This is a genomic window from Streptomyces sp. NPDC031225 (genome assembly GCF_055570355.1).
Genome location: NZ_JBVIHJ010000046.1, coordinates 1 through 21,099 on the forward strand (window position 1 = coordinate 1; position 21,099 = coordinate 21,099).

The 21,099-nt window shown below is 68.4% G+C and carries 17 protein-coding genes and 7 pseudogenes; 17 read left to right on the forward strand and 7 right to left on the reverse strand.

What is annotated here, in order from left to right:
- Positions 1–90: 90 nt before the first annotated feature.
- Positions 91–1,086, reverse strand: a pseudogene (locus ACZ48Z_RS42735) (IS1380 family transposase); the annotation flags it as partial.
- Positions 1,087–1,494: 408 nt separating this feature from the next.
- Positions 1,495–2,403 carry a LysR family transcriptional regulator gene (locus ACZ48Z_RS42740; protein WP_468741337.1) on the reverse strand — a complete coding sequence of 303 codons (909 nt, stop codon included), beginning with the start codon at positions 2,401–2,403 and terminating at the stop codon, positions 1,495–1,497.
- A 72-nt stretch (positions 2,404–2,475) separates the two neighbouring features.
- Between ACZ48Z_RS42740 and ACZ48Z_RS42745 the strand changes: the two genes are divergently transcribed.
- The 3 genes and pseudogenes from ACZ48Z_RS42745 to ACZ48Z_RS42755 form a co-directional block, all read left to right on the forward strand.
- Positions 2,476–2,865, forward strand: a complete 390-nt coding sequence (locus tag ACZ48Z_RS42745; protein WP_468741338.1) for a RidA family protein — start codon at positions 2,476–2,478, stop codon at positions 2,863–2,865.
- Positions 2,866–2,898: 33 nt separating this feature from the next.
- Positions 2,899–3,474, forward strand: a pseudogene (locus tag ACZ48Z_RS42750) (IS5 family transposase); the annotation flags it as partial.
- 417 nt (positions 3,475–3,891) lie between these two features.
- Positions 3,892–4,929: pseudogene (locus tag ACZ48Z_RS42755) on the forward strand (PP2C family protein-serine/threonine phosphatase); the annotation flags it as partial.
- 243 nt (positions 4,930–5,172) lie between these two features.
- Here the strand turns inward: ACZ48Z_RS42755 and ACZ48Z_RS42760 are convergent.
- Entirely contained in the window at positions 5,173–5,805 is a 633-nt protein-coding gene (locus ACZ48Z_RS42760; RefSeq protein ID WP_468741350.1) for a DUF2461 family protein, read from the reverse strand.
- A 12-nt stretch (positions 5,806–5,817) separates the two neighbouring features.
- Here ACZ48Z_RS42760 and ACZ48Z_RS42765 point away from each other — a divergent pair.
- From ACZ48Z_RS42765 to ACZ48Z_RS42790, 6 genes and pseudogenes are all read left to right on the forward strand, one after another.
- A pseudogene (locus ACZ48Z_RS42765) lies at positions 5,818–6,255 on the forward strand (enolase C-terminal domain-like protein); the annotation flags it as partial.
- 31 nt (positions 6,256–6,286) lie between these two features.
- Positions 6,287–6,565 (forward strand): hypothetical protein, encoded by a 279-nt coding sequence (locus tag ACZ48Z_RS42770; RefSeq protein ID WP_468741339.1) that lies wholly within the window; start codon positions 6,287–6,289, stop codon positions 6,563–6,565.
- A gap of 151 nt (positions 6,566–6,716) precedes the next feature.
- Complete coding sequence (locus ACZ48Z_RS42775; protein WP_468741351.1) at positions 6,717–7,505, forward strand: ArsR/SmtB family transcription factor; 789 nt, start codon at positions 6,717–6,719, stop codon at positions 7,503–7,505.
- A 57-nt stretch (positions 7,506–7,562) separates the two neighbouring features.
- Complete coding sequence (locus ACZ48Z_RS42780; RefSeq protein WP_468741340.1) at positions 7,563–8,075, forward strand: hypothetical protein; 513 nt, start codon at positions 7,563–7,565, stop codon at positions 8,073–8,075.
- Positions 8,076–8,092: 17 nt separating this feature from the next.
- A pseudogene (locus ACZ48Z_RS42785) lies at positions 8,093–8,241 on the forward strand (FAD-dependent oxidoreductase); the annotation flags it as partial.
- A gap of 21 nt (positions 8,242–8,262) precedes the next feature.
- Positions 8,263–8,445, forward strand: a pseudogene (locus ACZ48Z_RS42790) (ANTAR domain-containing protein); the annotation flags it as partial.
- Between the two features lie 879 nt (positions 8,446–9,324).
- Here ACZ48Z_RS42790 and ACZ48Z_RS42795 read toward each other — a convergent pair.
- Positions 9,325–9,702, reverse strand: coding sequence for an STAS domain-containing protein (locus ACZ48Z_RS42795; RefSeq protein ID WP_468741341.1), 378 nt, complete (start codon positions 9,700–9,702; stop codon positions 9,325–9,327).
- A gap of 244 nt (positions 9,703–9,946) precedes the next feature.
- On the opposite strand from ACZ48Z_RS42795, the gene ACZ48Z_RS42800 reads away from it, so the two are divergent.
- On the forward strand, positions 9,947–10,363 hold the full coding sequence (locus ACZ48Z_RS42800; protein WP_468741352.1) for an ATP-binding protein: 417 nt from the start codon (positions 9,947–9,949) through the stop codon (positions 10,361–10,363).
- 82 nt (positions 10,364–10,445) lie between these two features.
- Here the strand turns inward: ACZ48Z_RS42800 and ACZ48Z_RS42805 are convergent, their stop codons facing one another.
- Complete coding sequence (locus ACZ48Z_RS42805) at positions 10,446–10,646, reverse strand: DUF6207 family protein (RefSeq protein WP_468741342.1); 201 nt, start codon at positions 10,644–10,646, stop codon at positions 10,446–10,448.
- A gap of 312 nt (positions 10,647–10,958) precedes the next feature.
- Between ACZ48Z_RS42805 and ACZ48Z_RS42810 the strand changes: the two genes are divergently transcribed.
- From ACZ48Z_RS42810 to ACZ48Z_RS42830, 5 genes are all read left to right on the forward strand, one after another.
- Positions 10,959–11,204 (forward strand): hypothetical protein, encoded by a 246-nt coding sequence (locus ACZ48Z_RS42810; RefSeq protein WP_468741343.1) that lies wholly within the window; start codon positions 10,959–10,961, stop codon positions 11,202–11,204.
- On the forward strand, positions 11,204–11,581 hold the full coding sequence (locus ACZ48Z_RS42815) for a fic family toxin-antitoxin system, toxin component (protein WP_468741344.1): 378 nt from the start codon (positions 11,204–11,206) through the stop codon (positions 11,579–11,581). Before ACZ48Z_RS42810 ends, ACZ48Z_RS42815 begins: the two co-directional genes overlap by 1 nt.
- A gap of 378 nt (positions 11,582–11,959) precedes the next feature.
- Positions 11,960–13,939, forward strand: coding sequence for an APC family permease (locus ACZ48Z_RS42820; protein WP_468741345.1), 1,980 nt, complete (start codon positions 11,960–11,962; stop codon positions 13,937–13,939).
- A gap of 480 nt (positions 13,940–14,419) precedes the next feature.
- Positions 14,420–16,003: an FMN-binding glutamate synthase family protein gene (locus ACZ48Z_RS42825; RefSeq protein WP_468741346.1), complete on the forward strand. Its 1,584-nt coding sequence runs from the start codon at positions 14,420–14,422 to the stop codon at positions 16,001–16,003.
- A gap of 17 nt (positions 16,004–16,020) precedes the next feature.
- Positions 16,021–17,784, forward strand: a complete 1,764-nt coding sequence (locus tag ACZ48Z_RS42830; protein WP_468741347.1) for a thiamine pyrophosphate-dependent enzyme — start codon at positions 16,021–16,023, stop codon at positions 17,782–17,784.
- Between the two features lie 188 nt (positions 17,785–17,972).
- Here the strand turns inward: ACZ48Z_RS42830 and ACZ48Z_RS42835 are convergent, their stop codons facing one another.
- Together ACZ48Z_RS42835 and ACZ48Z_RS42840 are read right to left on the reverse strand one after the other, a co-directional pair.
- Positions 17,973–18,482: an AMIN-like domain-containing (lipo)protein gene (locus tag ACZ48Z_RS42835; RefSeq protein ID WP_468741348.1), complete on the reverse strand. Its 510-nt coding sequence runs from the start codon at positions 18,480–18,482 to the stop codon at positions 17,973–17,975.
- A gap of 146 nt (positions 18,483–18,628) precedes the next feature.
- On the reverse strand, positions 18,629–18,769 hold the full coding sequence (locus ACZ48Z_RS42840) for a hypothetical protein (protein WP_468741349.1): 141 nt from the start codon (positions 18,767–18,769) through the stop codon (positions 18,629–18,631).
- Between the two features lie 369 nt (positions 18,770–19,138).
- Between ACZ48Z_RS42840 and ACZ48Z_RS42845 the strand changes: the two genes are divergently transcribed.
- Positions 19,139–19,561, forward strand: coding sequence for a nuclear transport factor 2 family protein (locus ACZ48Z_RS42845; RefSeq protein ID WP_468741353.1), 423 nt, complete (start codon positions 19,139–19,141; stop codon positions 19,559–19,561).
- A 121-nt stretch (positions 19,562–19,682) separates the two neighbouring features.
- Positions 19,683–20,678: pseudogene (locus ACZ48Z_RS42850) on the forward strand (IS1380 family transposase); the annotation flags it as partial.
- Positions 20,679–21,099 lie beyond the last annotated feature (421 nt).

The window sequence follows — 21,099 nt, forward strand, 5'->3', positions numbered from 1 at the left end:
TAGGCGTCCGTCCGGTGCCCACGCAGCCCACAGCACTCGAACAGTCCGCCTGACTACCCGTGCCGTCGGACCGTTCTTAACTCCGGATTAGGTCAGCCGCAGTCCGTCGAGGTCGGTGAAGCGCAACTGGGCGCCGGGGTGCGGCCGTTCCTTGCGGACGACCAGCCGCATCCCTTTCGGCCAGGTGCTCAGGTCGGGCAGGTCGGTGATCTCCGCGACCCAGGCGCCGGGCCGCTCGGTGCCGCCCGCGTCGTAGGCCGGCGTCCACGCCTTCTTCGGGATCTTCAGTACGGCCTGGTGGATGGCATCGGTGATGGTCATGCCGACGGAATACGACAACCACCGGCCCGGCCTGGAGAGCCAGTCGAGGAAGGCGTGGGTGCCGCCGGCGGAGTCGGTGCGGATCAAGGTCTGCCGGCCTCGCCGCAGGTGTTTCGGCATTTGTGCCAGGGCGAGTTGGGCGGTCGCGATGTGATCGCTCGCGGTGTTGGAGCCGGCGTTGCCGGGCCGCAGCAGGGCAGCCACCGGCTCTCCGGACCCGGCTGGGCCGTGGTCGACGAACGCGACGAGCGGATGGTGGCCGAAGGTCTTCTTCCAGGTCGCGGTGGCGTCCTGCTTCTCGGAGTGCGCAAGGACCAGCACCCCGTCGATGTCCACAATCACCTGGCCGTCGGCGGCCGGACTGCCTCCACCGGCCAACTCCCAGACCCGCGACCGCACTTCGGAGCGTGCGTCCCGGATCGCCGCAAGAGCCTTCGCACCGGACGCGGCGAGCGCGTCGACGAGACGGGAGACCGTCGGATCGGAGGCCACCGAGTCGAACACGGCCGGCTCGGCCCGCAGCATGCCGATGTCGGCCAGGCAGTCTCCGCCGAGCGCGACCGCCAGGGCCACATCCAGAAGAATCTTGTCCGGATCATGCACCGTCCGCGGCTTGCGCCACGGCGTCAGCGCCGCCGATATCGTGGCGTCCAGCCCCACCTTGCGGACGGTCTCGACCAGCAGCACCACTCCGGCCTGCGAGACGGCCCTGTTGCCACTGCCCTCGACGCGGACACGCGGGTACAACCCGATACGCTTACTCACCTGGAAAGTGCCTCCGACGGACGCGGCAACGAGGGCCTAGACAATCCTCATTCTCGCTGGTCAGGGGCGCTTTCTGCTCTTGGGGCCACTCGTCGGACAACCTGCTCGGGTAACTCCGCGAGGTTGGCTACGCGGATTCCACCACACGATGGTGATGAGGCAAACGACCCTGACCGCACCCGGGTCCCGTTCTTTACCGTGCGGGCGACCTCATCACTGCGAGCATAGACGGACACGCGACGGCGACCGGGGAGTACCCCGGGGCAAGGGGGTACGCCCGCTTCACCTGAGGGGTGCTTCTCTCCTCGCACCCAACCGGACCCTCGGCAAGCCCCGATGCCGCTGGTCAGGAGTACTTCTCGCAGCTGTGATCAAGCCGTGGACCGCCCGGTTCGTGAAAGCCCGAGGCTAGGGCCTGCCCGGCGGATCTTGATTGAGAGCTGTCAATAGGCGTAGGACCAGGAGGTTTGCATCGTTCTTGCGCCACGCGACGGCGACTCGTGTGCGCGCGGTGCCGGGCTCGATCCCGCGGAAAGCGACGCCCTTGAGGCGGATACGGCGGATGCTCTCCGGGGCCAGTGATACGCCCAGGCCGGTTTCCACCAGGGCGCAGACGGTCTGCCATTCCACGGCGTGCTGGGTCACTTGGGGGGTGAAGCCCGCTGCGGTGCACAGGTTGGTGATCTGGTCGTACAGCCGCGGGCCGGCGGCGCGGGGCAGGAGCACGAAGGGGCATTCTGCCAACTGCTCGACTCTGACGGTCCCTTGTGCCGTGAGTGGGTGTGAGGAGGGCAGGACGGCTACGTACGGTTCGGTCAACACGGTCTTGAATCCGAGGTCCGCGTCATGGGCGGGCGGTTCGCGCAACAGGCCGATGTCGATCGTCCTTTCGCGCAGAGCGGCCAGTTGCGGTGTGGTGGTCATCTCCTGGATGTCCAGGTCCACGGCGGGAAACCGTTCCCGGAAGGTGCGCAGCAGGCCGGGGAGGACAGTGAGGGCGAGGGAGGCGGCGAAGCCGATCCGCAGGCGTCCGGCCCTGCCGCTGCCGACTTCTCTGGCTGCGGTCAGGCCCTCTGCCAGGTGGGTGAGGGCATGCCGGGCGGCGGGCAGGAGTTCCCGGCCCGCCGGGGTGAGGCCGATGTTCCCGGGTTCGCGGCTGAAGAGCGCGTACCCGACCTTGCCTTCCAGACGGCGGATCTGCTGGCTCAGCGGCGGCTGGGCGATGCCCAAGCGTGTAGCGGCGCGGCCGAAGTGGAGTTCCTCGGCGAGCACGACGAAGGCGTGCAGCTGCAGGAGGGGAAGTTCAGGGCGTTCCATACGCATAGAGGTATCACTCCACGCTCGAAAGCGTATTAGACGTATCAGCGCTGGTCACTTAGCGTTCGGCGCATGACAGAGCGACGTTCCATCCTCAGCGGCTCGACGTTCGAGGAGCAGATCGGCTACGCCCGCGCCGTGGTCGACGGTGACTGGGTTCACGTGTCCGGGACGACCGGGTTCGACTACACCACCATGACGATCTCGGACAACGTGGTGGAGCAGGCCGAGCAGTGCCTGCGCAACATCGAGGCCGCCTTGACCGAAGCGGAGTGCACCTTCGCTGACGTGGTGCGGGTGCGCTATCTGCTGCCCGACCGGGCCGACTTCGAGCCCTGCTGGCCGGTACTGCGTCGCGCCTTCGGAGAGGTCCGGCCGACCGCCACCATGCTCATGTGCGGCCTCGCCGATCCCCGTATGAAGATCGAGATCGAGGTGTACGCCCGGCGGATCACCACGTAACCACGTCGTCCGGTCTGGGTGAACGGGGGCGCCGTGCCCGAGGTCGGGCGTGGCGATCTGAGACATGCCGAGTGGGCACGGCTCCAACCAGTGCTGCCCGGCCGCGGATTGCCGGGTGGACGGTGAAGCGACCATCGCACGATGATCAACGGAATCCTCTTCCGCCTGCGAACGGGCACACCCTGGCATGACGTGCCTGGGCAGTACGGGCCGTGGAAGACCGTCTATGAGCGTCACCGCCGCTGGTCGGCGGACGGTACTTGGGACAAGATCCTCCGCTCGCTCCTGGCGCACGCCGACGCTGACGACCGGATCGTGGAGCAGGTCGGTAACGATTCCACCTCCTGCCGGGCCCATCAGCACGCGGCTGGCGCGCGCACGACACCCCCGCGCATCCCGGGACGCCGGGCTCTGCCCTCTCAGCATCAGCCAGATGAAGGGATGGGACGTTCAAGGGGAGGTCTGACGAGCAAGATTCATCTGGTCGGCGAGGGCGGCCGCCGGCCTTTGGCGTTCCTGATCACCCCGGGCCAGTGGCGCGACGCCCCGCAGCTGATCCCGGTGCTGGAACGTCTGAACGTCCCCCGGGTCACTACCGGCCGCCCTCGTATGGCAGTTCGTCTCAGACGATCTTGCAGACCAGATCGTCTGAGACGACGAGTGAATCGGACCTGATCAACTGAGACAAGGACCAGATCGGCAGAGACGGGACACAGAGGTCCCAGCCACCCGTCACGCTCACCGTGTGTCCTGTGACATCGGACGTGGACCGATTGCCATTGAAGTCGGACCAGTTCTTGCTGGATATTGACGCGTTCATGTACAGATACAGCGTGGGCGAGCGGTTGATGCGCAGGAGACAGAGGCGGGTTTCGCTGCTGTCGTAGGGTCGGTGGTCGAGGACTGGGCGCTGGGACCGGTTCCGTCGCGGAGGACAGGAGCCGAGCGAAGGCAGGTGCCCCCGAGGCTTCGCCGGGTGAGCCGCGGCTGAGGCGGGTACCGCCGGCCGAGGTGGAGGCGGCGCGGATGGAGGCGGTGCGCCGCTACGACATCCTCGACACCCCTCCCGACGGAGCGTTCGACCGGGTCGCGGCGATGGCCGCCCGACTGTTCGATGTCCCCGTGGCCAGCGTGACGATCGTCGATGCCGACCGGATCTGGTTCAAGGCCATTCACGGCTTGGAGGGGGTCGCTGAGATTGGCCGGGACCCGGGGCTGTGCGGGTCGGCGATCCTCCGCGATGACACGCTGGTGATCCCCGACACCCTCACCGATCCGACCGCCCGCACCAATCCGCTGGTCACCGGTCCTTTGGGGGTGCGGTTCTACGCGGCGGCGCCGATCATCACCGCCGACGGCCAGCGGCTGGGCACGGTCAACATCCTGGACACCAAACCGCGTCTGATCACCGAGGCCGACACCGACACCCTGGCCGACCTGGCCGCGGTGGTTCTGGACGCGATGGAGCTGCGGCTTTCGGGCCTGCGGCTGCTGCCCGAGGAGCAGGAACGCCGCAAGGCGCAGGAGGACGCGCGGACGCGTGCCGAGCGGGAAACGGTGGCGATCACCGCGTTCGCCACCACCCTCCAGCGCACCCTGCTGCCTCCCGCGCTGCCGCCGGTTCCTGGGCTGGAGCTGGCCTGCCACTACCAGACCGACTCGCCCCGGGACGTCGGCGGTGACTTCTACGACGTCTTCTCCCTGGGCGGCCAGCGCTGGGCGTTCTTCCTCGGGGACGTGTGCGGCAAGGGCGCCGAAGCCGCCACCGTCACCTCGCTGACCCGCTACACCCTGCGCGCAGCCGCCCAGCACCACGACGACCCCACCGAAGTCCTCGACGCCCTCAACAGCGCCCTGCTCCTCGACCCCTCGATGGGCAGCCGGTTCTGCACCTGCGTCTTCGGCACCCTGCAGCCCGTCCCGGGCGGCGGTTTCACCGTGAGCATGGCCACGGGAGGTCATCCCCCCGCCTTCCACATACAGCACGGCGATGACGGCGCGATGGTGGTGAACGGAGTACGCCCCAAGGGCGGCATGCTCGTGGGCGCACTGGAAGGCGCCCGGTTCGCCTCCCACATGCGCGGGGGAGCGCCCCGGTCCGCGCCTACATGCCCAGACTCCTGCCGGATGTGCTCTGCGGGTCCTTCGGGGGGCCGCCTTCGACCGTGCCGTCCCCGTGGCCGAGGTGCCGGACGGTTATCGGGCGATGGCCGACCGGTCGTCGCTGAAGGTGCCTGTCAGCTTCTGAGCGTGGGGCATGGCGACGCGGGTGTGGTTCCTCCCGTGCCGTGCGGCGCCCTTGTGATGTCAGGCGGCGCGCTTCACGTGGTGGACCAGCCACATCAGCAGGGCGTCCAGGTCGGCGGCGGCCGAGAGGACCCGGTCGACCGCCTCGGGGGTGTGCAGCCACTGTTCGCAGCCAAGGGGACGGGCGGCGATCAGCGAGCGGTGGCGCAGCAGGTTCGTACGGGAGTGGTCCGTCGGGTAGCCGCGCGGAGGGCGTTTCATCACGTCTCCGGAGATGTCGTAGCCCTTCTTCCGCAAGTCCTCGACGATGGCGGCCAGTTCGCGGCCGCTCTTTTCAGAGGCCACGGCTTTGCGGAACGTGTCCACCTGGCCGGGATCGGGGTACCACCAGGCGCCCTGGATCCGCAGGCCGTCCAGGGCGAACCGGAGACCGATCTCGATCTTGCGGCCGAGCCGGATCACGGCGCCCTGGTGCTGCCACCACCAGGAGTTGGTGCGGTAGTGCCAGACGGAGAAGTCCTCGTACCGAGGGTCGGTGTCCGCGACCTCGTTGAGCAGGGCGATCATCGGCTGCCGGACCAGGCGTTCACGATCCGCGCGGCAGCGCTCGCGGGTCGCGTGGGCCGGTTCGCCCTGAAGCTGCCACAACACGTCCATGGCCTGCTCCGGCCAGCCGGTGAACTGTCCGCGCATGCGCGCAGGGTAGCTCACCGCATCGAGTTCCGTGAGCCCTACGAGAGCCAGGCGGCCGTGGACATCATCCAGCCGGACGTCGGCCACATCGGCGGCATCCGGGGGACCCGGAAGCTGGTCGCCACCGCCGAGACCCACTACATGCCGGTCGCCCCGCACAATGTGGGCAGGCCGGTGCTGACCGCCGCCTCGCTCCAGGTCGGCTTCACTGCGCCGAACTTCAAGATCCTGGAGCACTTCAACGACTTCCCGGACGCGGAGATCAAGAAGGTCATCAAGGGCACCCCTCGAGTGGATCCCGAGGACGGCTGCTTCCACCTCTCCCACGGGCCCGGTCTCGGGGTCGAATTGGACGTGGACGCGGCGGCGGCGGGGGTCCCGCAGCAGCGGCCCCGCTTCGTGCTGTGGGCCGAAGGCTGGGAGCGGCGCAAGCCCAAGGGCACCCAATGAGGGGCCGCCGTCCTGGTGTCAGGGGCTACCAGTGAGCACCGCCGTGGTCATCGACGCTCCGGGTGAGCACCGGCTGGCGTTGCATGAGCCCGGCAGCCGGAGGCCGGCGAGGCCTGGTCCGGTGCACGCCTCCGGTATCTGCGACAGCGTCCGCGAGCAGCACACCTACGGTGCGGGAACGCGGCCGATGCCGCCATCTGTCGTGCTGCTGCATGATCAGTATCGGTGGGCATTGATGCCACTGCGCCTGCGGCGTCGGCCCGTCAGGGTCGGCACGCTGATCGTCACTCACTTCGGCTGTTCAGGGTGACGCAGGGACGTAGAGAAGGACGGACAGGATGGGGCGGCAAGACCTCGGCCCCAGACGTCGGCGCACCTTGCTGCATTCGGCTCGCCATCGCCCTTGACAATAGGCAGGTGAATGCCTGCATAATTCGAGCGTGAGCCTTGAAGCAACAGCGATCGACTCGGTGTTCAAGGCGCTGGCCGATCCCACTCGGCGGCTGCTGCTCGACCGCCTACGCGAGCACAACGGGCAGACGCTGCGCGAACTGTGCGAGCGCCTCGGCATGGCGCGGCAGTCGGCGACGCAGCACCTGGACATCCTCGTGCGGGCCAATCTCGTCACCGTGGTACGGCGCGGCCGGGAGCGGCTGCACTACCTCAACCCCGCCCCGATCCATGAGATCGAGGAGCGATGGATCTCCGGCTTCGACAAACCCCGCCTGCAAGCGATCAGTGCCATCAAGCGCCAGGCAGAGGAGTACGCCATGACCAACGCACCCACACCGGTGCCGGACTACGTATACGTCACCTACATCCGCGCCAGTGCGGAGCAGGTGTGGCAAGCCCTGACCGACGCCGACCTGACGGCACGCTACTGGGGACACGCCAACGTCTCCGACTGGCAGCCGGGCTCGGCCTGGGAACACCGGCGAGCCGACGGATCAGGCAAGATCGACGTGGAGGGCCATGTCCTGGAGGCCGAGCCCCCGACCCGGCTGGTCATCACCTTTGACGACGCCCCCGACGCCAAATCGCCGAGAGAGCCGTCGGTCGTCACCTTCCTCGTCGAACCGCATCAGGACATCGTCCGCCTCACCGTGACCCACGAGAACCTCCCAAACCAGGAGATGCTGGGTGGCATCTCGGCCGGCTGGCCGGCCGTGCTGGCCAACCTCAAGTCGATGCTGGAGACCGGCGAGGTCCTGCCGCAGGCGCCCTGGGAGATGTCCCGCGCCCACACCTGAGCCGCGCCTCTCCGCCCCGGTTCATTCCGCATACGCCCGCACAGAGAGGTGCAATACATGCTGGACACCGGCCCACTCCAGGACTCCTACCGAGCGCTGCTCGACGCAGCCGCCACCGTGGCCAACGCCGACCCCAACTCCGCCCCGCCGGACGGCGAGTGGAACGCCGACCAGATCCTCGCGCACGTTTCTCTCATCAGCGCCGCCACCATCGCCGTCGTCGCAGGTATCGCAGCGGGGGCCAACACGACGTACGACAACCGGATCGCCCTCGACACCTGGACCATCCAGCAGACCATTGCGCACGCCGGCGGCAATGTCGGTCTCCGGGACCGCATCCGCGGACAAGCAGCTGCCCTGTGCGCACTCGCCGGAGGTGCCGCCCTCAGCGACACCGAGCTCAGTACGCCGACGCTCGCACGGCTCCTGTCCAACGACACCCTCCTGGTCGATCAGCCCATGCCGCTTCGCGACATCGTCACCGGCCTGGCGGAGGCAGAACTGCCTGGTCACACGAAACAGCTCCTCGCCCTCCTCCCTGACCGGGCCGTGGCCAAGGCCACGCGGTGACCACGACATAGCCGGTCGCCGCCCGACAGGCCGGGCGCATGGGCCGGCGGCACTCACACCCACTGGCCGTCGCTCTGCGCAACACGGCGATGCGGTTGCCCCCTCCCGCGCCGCAACGCGCATGGTCCTTCGACACCACGCCTGGGTCCCACCGAAACTGAGCTGATCCAATTCGAGCCCCGCCAACTCACAGATGGAACAGGCCGTGACCACCCGGCATGTGGTCGGTGAGGCCATGGGCATCCTCATGGGCAGCCGCCACCTCACCGAGGAGCAGGCGTTCGAGGTGCTGCGCCGCTACTCGCAGGAGAACAACGTCAAACTCCGTGAGGTCGCCCGCAGGGTCTGCGAACGGGGCACGGTGACCTGACAGTGGGCGCGGCTCCTCCGGCTCACATTCAGAACCAGAGAAACCTGGCCGGGCCAGCCCCCAAGGGAACGCAGCTGACTCCAGCCTGCCCCTCAAGTTCCCAACACCGTCGCCCTCATGCACCGGCCCGGCCGCTTCACAGGGTCCCGCCGCTCCCAGTGATCAAGGGCGTTCGGCAGCGTCCATGTCACACACTTATGCCGTCCGTCCGCAGCTCGAGCGATGCGTACATACCCGGCTACGGGAGCCGACCAAGGCGGCCTGGACCCCGCTGATCAGTAGCTGATGGTCGTAGCCGACGAAGACGGCGGTCTGGGCGCGGCGGTGGGAAAGTTGTCTTGTCCGGTGCGGGCGGTGCAAAGACGCAGGGAAAGTACGTCTTCCGGATGTGGATGGCGGGGGAAGCTGCCTGCAAGAGTGAGGGAGGGCCGCCGCCTCTGGTCGGCGATGGACGACGGCCGCCGTGCGAGGAGCCGCGATCACCCCAACGGCGACGCCTCGCGCGGAATCGCCTGTGCGGTCTTCGGGACGCGCCGGAGTTCGCCCCGAGTTGAATGGCCGCACCGACGAAGCCGGGGTCCGCAGCGTGGCTCTTCCGCGTCGCGGTCTCCGGCCGGCCGTAATGCAGTAGTGCTGGTGCCAGGACCGGGGCAGGCCGTTCAGGGCCCGTCCCCGTCCTCGTAGGCATGTCTCGCTCTGGGACGCGTTCCCGTGTTGGCCGTGCGGAATCCTCAAACGCGGCAACTGCACGGCAACAGGGCGCAATCCGCCTGTCCGGAAACGGCGGTCACCGGCGAGTGTGCGCGGGTCGGCCTGCCTGAGGTTGCACGGACGTCACGCCGACCGGCAGACCACCGCAGCGTCATGCCGACCTTTCGGTCAGGCGTTGAGAGCCTCGCGCAGGGTGGTGTGGCAGGCGATGACGGTGTCGAGGCCGACGATCTGGATGGTGCGCAGCACGGCCTGGGTCGGTGCGGCCAGGCGCAGCCAGCCGCCGGCTTCGGTGAGGTCGTGGTGGGCGGCGAGGAGGATGTTGATGCCGGTGGAGTCCATGAAGCCGACGTCGCCCATATCGATCACGACGCGGGGGCGGGCGTTGCCGGTGGCGTCCAGGGCCTGCCGCAGTGTCCCGCCGGTCTGGTAGTCGATCTCTCCGCTGAGAGTCAGCACGCGGATGCCTTCGCTGGCGGTGGCAACGACCGACAACTGGCCTGGCTGCTCAGCTTGTTCGGAATCCGCCATTTTTCCCTCAACCATGTTGGTGATACTGGCACACCGGATCTTCACACCCGGGGGTGGCCTGCATCGTACGGGTGATCCCTTTGGATGGCGGAGCCAACTGCCGACCGGGGCCCGCGTCGACCCTGCCCGCGGGGGTACTCGCCACACGGTGCGGGGACGTGCGGGCGGTGAGTGGTCAGCGTAGGGCGGAAGATGAGGGAAGGGAGAGCCATTGAGCGGGGACGGCACAGACCGGGCCGCCGGCCGCTCGTGGCAGGTCATGGTGGCGCTGGAGGGAGGCGGGACCGACATCGCCCGCGCCCGCCATCTGGCCGCCGGTTTCCTCACCCGGCATCAGACCGAGTACGGGCTGGTGGTCTCCCAGCGAGGCCTGGACCTCACGCAGCTGGTGGTCAGTGAACTGGTCACCAACGCCCTCAAGTACGCGCCGGGCCCGGTCCTGATAGATCTGCGGATCGACGGCGCTGAGGTTGAAATAGCGGTGTGGGACTCCGACCCGGTGCTGCCGGTGGCCCGGACCGGGGACGTCGGCCGGGTGGGCCAGCACGGCCTGGAGATCGTGATGGCCGTCGCCCAGGGCTTTGCAGCCCGCAAGGAGCCGGTCGGTAAACGCATCACTGCCCGCATCACGCTCACCGACGAGCCGGTCAGCAGCCCCGCCACACGCCGCCTCTAAAAACGCGGCTCCGACCACCGCCGTCGCCCTGCATAGCGCGGCACGGCGCCGGTGGGCCGGTGCAGCGGATGGCCACAGATGGTCAGCCGAATTCCGGGTCGGTGCCTTCCAGTGCCGGGTGCTCGGAGTCAGGCTTCTGGCGCAGGTCCAGAGAGAAGCGCAGCCGTACACCGGGCTCGCCAGGCTCTCGGGTCGTACGGTTCGCCGGTGCGATCGCGCAGCGCGCGGCGGGCAGCTCCTGGACGGCGGAGGCGGTCGCGTCATCGGCGGCCGCGACTTCCACCGAGCCAGGCCCGGCTCTGCCAGGTTCGCGTCAGTGATCTCCCTCATGCCTGGCTCCCTTTCTCGACCTGGAGTCTGCGCGCGTGAACGGACGCGAATCGGCCCCTCCAACGTGCTCGCACCACCGGAGCGTCAAGTACTGGTACCGGTAGACGGCAGCGGTGCTGTCTGCCGGGCCGGGGCTTGGCCTGCCGGGTCGGCGCCTGCCCCATTTCCTGAGCAATGGACGTCAGGGCGGCCCGATTCCGTCATCGCAGACATCTTGGTGGCCGTCGGACCACACCAAAGTGGTAACAGCTGTTACCGTGAGGGTATGGCGAAGACCCAACTCGGCGTTCGCGTCGACTCCGACGTCAAGGAACTCGCGCAGGCCCGGGCCAGGGACCGCGGCATGGACCTGGGCGAGTACATCGCCCGTCTCGTCATCGAGGACGCCGACGGCCTGCGCCGCCGCGGCCTGGACGCCGCGGGCCGCTTCCTCGACGAACACCAGGACCTCTTCGACGAGGCCGAGGACCAGGACGCCGGCCGCGGCACTCAAGGAGCCCACGCCGCGTAATGGAACTGCACATCGATGTTCCCTGGATTCTTCAGGTCGCCGAACTGGCGGGCGCCGGCGACCCGGCCCCCGACGACTACGGCGTTCCGGTCGCCGCCGTGGCCTGCCACAGGGCCGAGCTCCTGGAACAGCCTGTCTACGACGGTCCCTACGCGCGCGCCGCGGCCCTGGTCCACATCCTGGGCCGGTGCCGCTGGCTGGAGCGTTCCAACATGGCCGTCGCCGCGGCGACCGGCGTGATGTACCTCGAAGCGTCCGGGATCCAGGTCAAACCCGCCCGCGAGGACGCATTGGGATTGCGCGACCTGCTCCGTGACCCCGCTTGCAGCGCCACGAGGATCGCCGCACACTTGCGGACCTGGCCCGTTACCACCTGACGCTCCCGGCCTGCCGTCGGCCGCTCAGAGGGCATGGACGCCACAGCGTCGCGGATCGGTGGGGGCGTGACCCCGACCGGCCGACTGGCCTGATCAAGGCTTTCGGCTGGTCGCGTCGTCGTCCAGGCCCGTTGCCAGAAGCTACCGGGGCATGCCGAGGTAGCGGCGTCGGGCCGGGGGCTCCGCTTCCGGCCTCGTGGAAGTGGTCCTGTGGTCAGCGGGCACAACGAATGCGTGGCGGGGAAGAAGGCCGGTGACGAGCGCTCTGCTGCGGGCCTCTGCCCCGGGTAGGGAGCAGGTTGCCGGAGGCTGCATACTCGGTGATCGTCGCGGGCTGTGGGGCCCGGCACGCTGGGCGGGTTGGAGGGTGTGGGGGAGATGACCGACGTGGACGATCTGGCCGCTGTGGACGTGGTGGAGGATCCTGACACAACGGGGCGCCAAAGTGGTGCTCTGGGACAGTGGTTGCTGCGACACCGGGTGCAGGCGGTCAATCCGGCGTCGGAGGCAGGCGCCGGGGAGTCTCACGCCTGGTGGCAGGTGATGTGCCTGACCGGCGTCGACTACTTCTCCAGCCTGGCCTACGTGCCGGCGATCGCCGCGCTCGCGGCCGGTGCGGTCTCGCCGCTGGCCACGCTTCTGCTCGTGGTGCTGACCCTGGTGGGGATGCTGCCGATGTACCGGCGGGTGGCCGGCGAGAGTCCGCACGGGGCCGGATCGGTGGCGATGCTCGAGGACCTGCTGCCCTTCTGGCGGGGCAAACTGTTCGTCCTGGTCCTGCTCGGGTTCGTGGTGACCTCGTGGATCATCACCATCACCCTCTCCGCGGCCGACGCCTCCGTACACCTGGTGGAGAGTTCCTACGCCCCGCATGCTCTGCAAGGGCATGAGGTCGTCATCACCGTGGCGCTCCTGGTGCTCCTCGGCGGGGTGTTCCTGCTCGGGTTCAGCGAAGCGGTGAGCGTGGCCATCCCTCTGGTCGCCGTCTTCCTCGCGCTCAACGCGGTGACCATCGGCGTCGGCCTGGTGGACGTGTTCACCAGCCCGGACGCCTTCTCGTCCTGGACCGGCGCACTCACCGAGGGCCGGGGATTCGGTGACCTGGCCGAGCCCGCGCTGCTGGCCTTCCCGCTGCTGGTGCTGGGTCTGTCCGGCTTCGAGACCGGGGTGAGCATGATGCCGCTCATCTCCGCCAAGGGCGAGACCGCCGAGCAGCGGCTCAAGTCCCGCATCCGAAACGCCCGCAGGCTGCTCACGACGGCAGCGCTCATCATGAGCGTCTACCTGCTCGCCGCCAGTTTCGTGACCACCGTCCTCATCCCGCACAAGGAGTTCGAAGCGGGCGGTGCGGCCAACGGACGGGCTCTGGCCTGGCTGGCCCACGAACACGTCGGAGAGGCCTTCGGTACCGCCTACGACATCAGCACCATCCTGATCCTCTGGTTCGCGGGCGCCTCCGCGATGGCGGGACTGGTCAACATCGTCCCGCGTTATCTCCCCGCCTACGGCATGGCCCCCGAATGGGGTCGAGCGGTGCGCCCCGTCGTCCTGGTCTACACGGTTCTGTGCGTCATCATCACCATCGCCTTCGATGCCGACATCGACGCCCAGGCCGGCGCCTACGCCACCGGCATCCTCGCCATGATGGTCTCCGGGGCCTTCGCCGTCACCGTCTCCGCGCTGCGCAGCCGCCAGCGCACGCTGTGCGTGGGATTCGCCGCGCTCACCGCGGTGCTGCTCTATGCGCTGGTGGCCAACATCGTCGACAAGCCGGACGGCATCACCATCTCCGCGATGTTCATCGTCGGCATCATCATCATCTCGCTGGTCTCCCGCATCTCACGCACCACCGAACTGCGTGCGGACGAAATCGTGTTCGACGAGGCCGCCCGCCAGTTCATCAGGGACACCCTCGCTCACGACAACGCCATCAACATCGTCGCCAACCGCCGCGAGGCCGGGGACGGCGCCGAGTACGCCGACAAGGAACGCGAACAGCGTGACATCAACCCGGTGCCCGGCCTCGCCGACATCCTGTTCCTGGAGATCGACGTCGTCGACCCTTCCGACTTCAGCGAAACCCTCACCGTCCACGGCGTCGAAGTCGACGGGCACCGGATCCTGCGAGCCGAAGCGCCCGCGGCTCCGAACGCCATCGCCGCGATCCTTCTCACCCTCCACGACACCACCGGCGTCCAGCCGCACTGCTACTTCGCCTGGGCGGAGGGGAGCCCTCTGACGCACATGTTCCGCTACTTCCTCCTCGGACGCGGAGACACGGCCCCCGTCACCCGCGAGATCATCCGCCAGCATCAGCCGGACCCGGCTCGTCGGCCCGGCATCCACGTCGCAGGCTGACACCGCCGTCCGGCCGGTCCCGCTCCGCGACAGTGACAACCCGTGGATGCACAGCAGGTGGCTCTGCAAATGTTCTGTCGGTGATTGGTGGGGGATCAGGGGTTGGTCCAGGGTGCGGCGGCGGCCGGGAGCTGGTTGGGTGAGCGGCTGCGGAAGAAGGCGTGGACCTGCCGTTGGCGGGCCGAGCAGGGGACTGCGGTGTTGCGGAGGCAGTGCCTGAGTGGGGCCCAGTCGCGTTCGACGGGACACTCGGCGGCGCTGCGCCGGGCCGACGGCACGCGGGCTCTCACGTCCCGCGCTGGGGCGGAATTGCATGTCTTCCCAGCGCTGCCCGGGTTGCCTGCGGTGGCTTTGGTGTCGCGTTCGTAGCGGCTCGCGCGACGGGCAGAGGGGACGAAGAGGAAAGCAGTAGGTCCTGTCTTGCAGGTTTCTTGACGAAAGGGCGGGACTGGACACCTGGCGCAGGGCAATGAGCGAGAGGTGAAACGCATTGCGATCGTCGTCCTCGTTCTGGCCGCCGGCATGGTGGCGGTTGGTGCCGCGGTAGGTCTCTCGCCCTGGTGGTGGGCGGCTGCCGTTCCGCTCACCCTGCTGGGTGTGCTGGGTGCGGCGGACCTGCTGCAGCGCCGGCATTCGGTGCTGCGCAACTATCCCGTCCTGGGCCATGCCCGCTTCCTTCTGGAGCGGATCCGCCCGGAGCTGCAGCAGTACTTCATCGAGCGGAACTTCGACGGGCGCCCCTTCGACCGGGATGTCCGCACCATCGTCTACGAGCGGGCGAAAGGCACCGACGCCGAGCAGCCGTACGGCACCGAACGGGACGTCTATCTGCCCGGCTACGAGTTCCTGGTGCCGTCGATGGCGCCGTGCCCGGTGCCGAAGACGCCTCCGCGGGTGCAGATCGGCGGACCCGACTGCGCCCGCCCCTACGACATGGCACTGCTGAACGTGTCGGCGATGAGCTTCGGCTCGCTGTCCTCCAACGCGATCCTCGCCCTCAACGGCGGCGCGGCGGCCGGGGGTTTCGCCCACGACACGGGGGAGGGCGGCCTGTCGGAGTACCACCTGAAGCCGGGTGGGGACCTGGTCTGGGAGATCGGCACCGGCTACTTCGGCTGCCGTACCCAGGACGGCGACTTCGACCCCGTCGAGTTCGCCGACAAGGCCGCCCACGATCACGTCAAGTGTGTGTCCCTGAAGCTCTCGCAGGGCGCCAAACCGGGCATCGGCGGAGTCCTGCCGGGGGCGAAGGTCAACGCCGAGATAGCGAAGGTACGGGACGTGCCCGAGGGGCGGACGGTGATCTCGCCGCCGTACCACAAGGTGTTCTCCACCCCGCGCGAACTCGTCCGCTTCATCGCCCGGATGCGCGAGCTCTCCGGTGGCAAGCCGGCCGGATTCAAACTGTGCGTGGGCTCGCGCCGGCAGTTCCTCGCCGTGTGCAAGGCCATGCTGGCGGAGGGCACGGCCCCCGACTTCATCATCGTGGACGGAGGCGAGGGCGGCACCGGAGCCGCTCCTCTGGAGTTCGCCGACCACGTGGGAACCCCGCTGACCGAGGGCCTGCTCACCGTGCACAACGCCCTCGTCGGCGCGGGCCTGCGCGACCGGATCAGGATCGGAGCCAGCGGCAAGATCGCCACGGGCACCGATCTGGTGAAACGCCTGGTGCAGGGCGCCGACTACGGCAACGCGGCGCGGGCGATGATGTTCGCCGTCGGCTGCATCCAGGCCCAGCGCTGCCACACCAACACCTGCCCCACAGGAGTGACGACCCAGGACCCCCGACGCGCCCGCGCCCTCGACGTCGGTGACAAGACGCCGCGCGTCCAGCGCTTCCAGGAAGCGACCGTGGCCAGCGCCCTGCAGCTCATGGCGTCCATGGGCGTCACCGATCCCGCCGACCTGCGTCCGCACATGCTGCGCCGACGCATCGACCCCTACACCGAGTGCTCCTACGAGGAGCTGTACGAGTGGCTCGAACCGGGGCAGTTGCTCGCCGAGCCGCCTGCCGCCTGGGCGGCCGACTGGACCGCCGCCGATCCCGACCGATTCACCGTCTGAAAAACCGGAGGACTCACGTGGCCCGCACCGTCGCCCGCGTCATCGTGGACGCACTGAGCGAACTCGGCGTGCAGCAGGTGTTCGGCGTCGTGGGAGACGCGCTGAACCCCCTGACGGACGCCATTCGCACCACCGAGAACCTGGAGTGGGTGGGTTGCCGGCACGAGGAGGCGGCGGCGTTCGCCGCGAGCGCCCAGTCGCAGCTCTCGGGCACCCTCGGTGTCTGCATGGGCACGGTCGGACCCGGTTCCGTCCACCTGCTCAACGGACTGTACGACGCGGCCAAGAGCCACACCCCCGTCCTGGCGATCGCCGGGCAGGTACCGCTCGCCGAGCTCGGTACCGACTACTTCCAGGAAGTCGACAACGACGCGCTCTTCACGGACGTGGCCGTCTTCCGCGCGACCATCACCTCTCCCGACCAGCTGCCGCAGATGCTGGAGACGGCGGTGCGTCACGCCCTGGGCCGCAAGGGGGTCGCTGTCCTGACCGTGCCCGGCGACCTGGGCGAGCGCGAACTGACCTCGGACCGCCCGGCCCGCTTCTCACTGAACGCCCCGCTCAGCCGGCCCGAGGAATCCGCCGTACGGCAGGCCGCCGAACTCCTGGGCCGCTCCGAGCGGGTCACGCTGCTCGTCGGACGGGGCGCACGCGGTGCGCGCGAGGACGTGCTGGCCCTCGCCGACCGGCTGGCCGCACCCATGGTGCTCACGCTCAAGGCCAAGGAGGGCTTCGAGGGCGACACCAATCCGTTCCAGGTCGGCCAGACCGGGCTGATCGGCAACCCGGCCGCCGCGTCGGCCCTGCAGGACGCGGACACCCTGCTGCTCCTGGGGACCGACTTCCCCTACCGGGACTGGTATCCGGAGGGGAAGACCGTCATCCAGGTGGACACCGAGCCCGCCCACATCGGGCGGCGCGTGCCGGTCGACGTCGGCCTCGTCGGCGACACGGGCGTGACCGTCCGCGACCTCCTCACCCATCTCGCCGCCGCGCCCGCCGGGACGGACGGTGCGCGGGACCGCTCGCACCTGGAGAAGGCACGTGAGCGCTTCGAGCACTGGCGCGAGGGCCAGGCACGGCTGGCCGACCCGGCACACGACAGGGGCCTGCTCGGCCGTGTGCGTTCCTCCCTCGACAACCGCACCCACGACATCCGGCCGGAGGCGCTGGCGGCCGTGGTGGACCGGCTCGCCGACGACGACGCCGTCTTCACCTCCGACACGGGCATGGCGACGGTGTGGCTCTCCCGGTTCGTCGAGATGCGGGGCGAGCGGCGGCTCATCGGCTCCTACAACCTCGGCTCCATGGCCAACGCGATGCCGCAGGCGCTCGGCGCCCAGTGCCTGGACCGCGAGCGGCAGGTCGTGGCCTTCTGCGGGGACGGCGGGCTGAGCATGCTCCTCGGCGACCTCATGACACTGAAGACGCACCAGCTCCCCGTGAAGCTCGTCGTCTTCGACAACCGCCGCCTGGGCATGGTCAAACTCGAACAGGAACAGGTCGGGCTGCCGGAGTTCGGCACCGTCCTGGACAACCCCGACTTCGCCGCCGTAGCCACGGCCACGGGCATCCCCGGAATCCGGGTGACCGACCCGGCCGACCTGGAGAAGGCCGTACGCCGCGCCTTCGGCACCCCCGGTCCTGTGCTGCTCGACGTGCTCACCAACCCGGACGAGATCGCGGTGCCGGCCAAGCCGACCGTCGAGCAGGGCTGGGGGTTCGCCGTGGCCAAGGTCAAGGAGATCGTGCGCAGCCACGGAGACGACAGCACGCGCTGAGACCGCCCCGGAGCGGAGGTGAGGGAACCGAGCGGCCTGGTTGTCGACGTCGGTGAAGGCGCGTTGATCGCGAGGAGGATGGACTGGCCGATGCTTCGCGGCGGTGGGCTGGGACATGCCGCTGACGAGATACACCCGGTGCCGCCCTCGTGTGAGGCGGTGTGCGACCCCAGCTCCGTCAATGCATCTCAGTGTGAGGAACGGCAGGTGTTGCGGTGGGCGATGTCGAGGACGAAGCGCTCGGGGCGGTGCAGTTGCTGCGTCGTGTAGGAGGGCTTGCTGTCGAACGCGGCCCCGAAGGTGACGACGCCTTCGAAGTCGCCTGTCAGTGCGAAGCCCTTGAGTTTCGGCAGATTCAGCTTGATCAGGCGTGGGCCTTTGTAGACGTTCCTGCCCGCGTTGTTGTGGGCTGCGGCTGGGGAGAGTTTGATCTCCAGGAAGTGCTTCCCGGCCAGCGGGACCTTCTTCCCCGAGCTGTCGTAGCGGAGTTCCTTGACACGCGTGACGGTGGTCGGCGGCAGTTTGCCCTTCACGTCGATGACGACTCGGTCGAAGGAGCAGTGACCGGCGATCCTGGCGTTGACCACGAGACTCGTGGACGGTGCCGGGGATGTGGCGGCGGCAGAGGTCGACGCTGCGGTGCCGGCCAGCAGGAGTGCGCTCGCGGTGATGGCCATGAGGCGATGGTGGGTGTACATGACGCCCCCTTCTGAGACGTCGGGGACTGGTGGTCACAGTATGAGACATATGTGAGGGTCATACGGTTGCATGCTTTGGCGAATGATTCTCATGTACTGAAGTGCGATCGCCGACCTCGACGGTCGCCGGCATAGCCGCGGTCAGCCTAAACCCGGGTGATCTGCGGCTGGGTGAGGCGCAGCCGCCAGAACACGTAGGGGGCGGCATCGCGGTCCACCCCTTCCAGGACGGCGCGCACATCCTGGGGCTTCTGCGGCATCGCCACCAGATACGAGAAAACCGCCACTTCCTACGAAGCAGCGGTCAAACTCGCGTCATTCCTGCTCTGGGAAAGATCCGTTTTCGAAGACGATCCCTAGCCTCCGGCTTTCACGAGCAGTGCCGTCTACCGCTTGATCAGAGATGCGAGGAGCGCTCCTGGCCTGCGCAGATGAGACCAGTGGAGGGTCGTGGACGTTGCTGCGGAAGCGCACTTCTCGGATGAAGAGTGCTGACCTGTATCTGCAGGTCGTGTCCAGCGTGTCGGCCCTTGGGATCAGACGGGTGAGGTGCTGCTGGTCGAGACAGTCCGCAACACCGGCTCGCATCAGGGAATAATGATCAGCTGCCTGTGCGCATCACTTGGGGGGTCTTTGTGAGTCTGAGTCCGCGTGAGGTGTTTCTCCGCCTTGTTCATGGGGTCGCCGACGGGAACTCAAGCGAGTTGCCTGACCTGTACGGCGAGGTTACGGATGTCCGGCATCCGATGGCGACGCCGGAGGCCGAGCCGTTGACGAGTCGGCGTGCGCTCCGGGAGCACTTCACGGTGCCGCCGGAAATGCGGGAGTCCTTGCCGAAGAGGAGTGTCGTCGAGGTCGTCGTCCACGAGACCGCCGATCCTGAAGTGATCGTCGCCGAGTTCGCCTACGAGTTCATGTTGCCGGACGACTCCAGGTCCAAGGTGCCCTGCGTCTTCGTCATGCGTGTGCGGGACGGTCAGATCATCGAGTCTCGCGATTACATCGACCCGATCCGTACGTACACGGCCCGCGGGGACCTCGACCGCCTCCTCGCGTCGTTGCGTAAGGGCGTTTCCTAACCTCGCGCTTTCCGAGGTGGGCTGTCCATCTGTTGATGATGAACGTAGAAAGTGCCTCTGACCAGCGAGAATGAGGATTGATGAGGTCCTTGTTCCCGCCACCGCCGGAGGCACTTTCCAGGTGAAGAAGCGTATCGGGTTCTATCCGCGTGTCCGCGCCGAGGGCGGTGGTCGCGGCGTGGTTTCGCAGGCCGGTGCGGTGCTGCCGGCCGAGACGGCCCGCAAGACCGGTCTGGATGCGGCGATGTCGGCGGCGCTTGAGCCGTGGCGCAAGCCGCGGGCGGTGCACGGTCCGGGAAAGATCCTGCTCGATGTGGCGCTTGCCCTCGCGCTGGGCGGGGGACTGCCTAGCCGACGTGGCCCTGTTGCGGGCTGAGCCAGCCGTGATCGGGCCGGTGGCTTCCGACCCGACGGTCTCTCGCCTGGTCGGACAGCTGGCCTCGGGCGGCAAGCGGGTCCTGGCCGCGCTGCGCACCACCCGTGCCGAAGTGCGGGAACACGTCTGGCAGTTGGCCGGTGACGCGGCGCCGGATGCGGGCGGGCAGGTGATCGTGGACATCGACGGGGTCCTCGTCCTGGCGCACTCCGAGAAGCAGGACGCCGGCGCGACCTGGAAGAAGACGTTCGGGCACCACCCGCTGATGGGGTTCGTCGACCAACACGGCCGCGGTGGGTCTGGCGAGCCGGTCGTGGGCCTGCTGCGGCCCGGCAACGCTGGCTCCAACACCGGCGCCGACCACATCGAAGCCACGAAACTGGCCTTCGCCCAGCTGCCGAATCGGCTCCGGCGCGGGCGTCAGACGCTGATCCGTACCGACTCCGGCGGCGGCACCCATGAGTTCGTCGCCTGGCTCGCCCGGCGCGGGCGGTGGCTGTCGTACTCGGTCGGGATGACCATCACCGACGCCGTCCACCAGGCCGTCCTGAGGTCCCGGCCTCGGCCTGGACGCCGGCCGTGGAACCCGACGGCGACATCCGCGACGGCGCCTGGGTGGCCGAACTCGCCGGCGACTTCCTGACGGGCTGGCCGACGGGCCTGCGGCTGATCGTGCGCAATGAGCGGCCGCACCCCGGCGCCCAGTTGCGCTTCACCGACGCCGACGGCATGCGGTTGACCTAATCCGGAGTTAAGAACGGTCCGACGGCACGGGTAGTCAGGCGGACTGTTCGAGTGCTGTGGGCTGCGTGGGCACCGGACGGACGCCTACGACTGACCGGGCCGCGACGCCTCGAAGCAGATCGCGCGGCGGCAGGTGTCCCTCGCAGTCCACCAGAACGAGGTGACGGTGTTGGCGCCCGCGGGTGTCGGACGGATGCCTAGACATCACCAGGTCCTGCGCCTGTATGTAGAGCGGCGACGCCCGGCACCTGCGAGCGTCAACACCCCACTCGTGATCACTCGTTGGAGTTGGTGGTGCGAGCCCGCGCCACGGTGACCTCTCATTAAGAGGTCCTAACAAAGGCGTTGGACGTGGCGGTGGGTGATCAGACACGTGGCGAGGCCGAGGAACGCTTCGTGGATGTCGTCGCGTCTCTCC

What these genes read in the sequence shown, in the direction of transcription:
- ACZ48Z_RS42835 (WP_468741348.1), bottom strand. Translation starts at nt 18,482, where the DNA reads ATGTACACCCACCATCGCCTCATGGCCATCACCGCGAGCGCACTCCTG.
- ACZ48Z_RS42740 (WP_468741337.1), bottom strand. Translation starts at nt 2,403, where the DNA reads ATGGAACGCCCTGAACTTCCCCTCCTGCAGCTGCACGCCTTCGTCGTG.
- ACZ48Z_RS42815 (WP_468741344.1), top strand. Translation starts at nt 11,204, where the DNA reads ATGGAACTGCACATCGATGTTCCCTGGATTCTTCAGGTCGCCGAACTG.
- ACZ48Z_RS42780 (WP_468741340.1), top strand. Translation starts at nt 7,563, where the DNA reads ATGCTGGACACCGGCCCACTCCAGGACTCCTACCGAGCGCTGCTCGAC.
- ACZ48Z_RS42745 (WP_468741338.1), top strand. Translation starts at nt 2,476, where the DNA reads ATGACAGAGCGACGTTCCATCCTCAGCGGCTCGACGTTCGAGGAGCAG.
- ACZ48Z_RS42810 (WP_468741343.1), top strand. Translation starts at nt 10,959, where the DNA reads ATGGCGAAGACCCAACTCGGCGTTCGCGTCGACTCCGACGTCAAGGAA.
- ACZ48Z_RS42760 (WP_468741350.1), bottom strand. Translation starts at nt 5,805, where the DNA reads ATGCGCGGACAGTTCACCGGCTGGCCGGAGCAGGCCATGGACGTGTTG.
- ACZ48Z_RS42795 (WP_468741341.1), bottom strand. Translation starts at nt 9,702, where the DNA reads ATGGTTGAGGGAAAAATGGCGGATTCCGAACAAGCTGAGCAGCCAGGC.
- ACZ48Z_RS42800 (WP_468741352.1), top strand. Translation starts at nt 9,947, where the DNA reads ATGGTGGCGCTGGAGGGAGGCGGGACCGACATCGCCCGCGCCCGCCAT.
- ACZ48Z_RS42820 (WP_468741345.1), top strand. Translation starts at nt 11,960, where the DNA reads ATGACCGACGTGGACGATCTGGCCGCTGTGGACGTGGTGGAGGATCCT.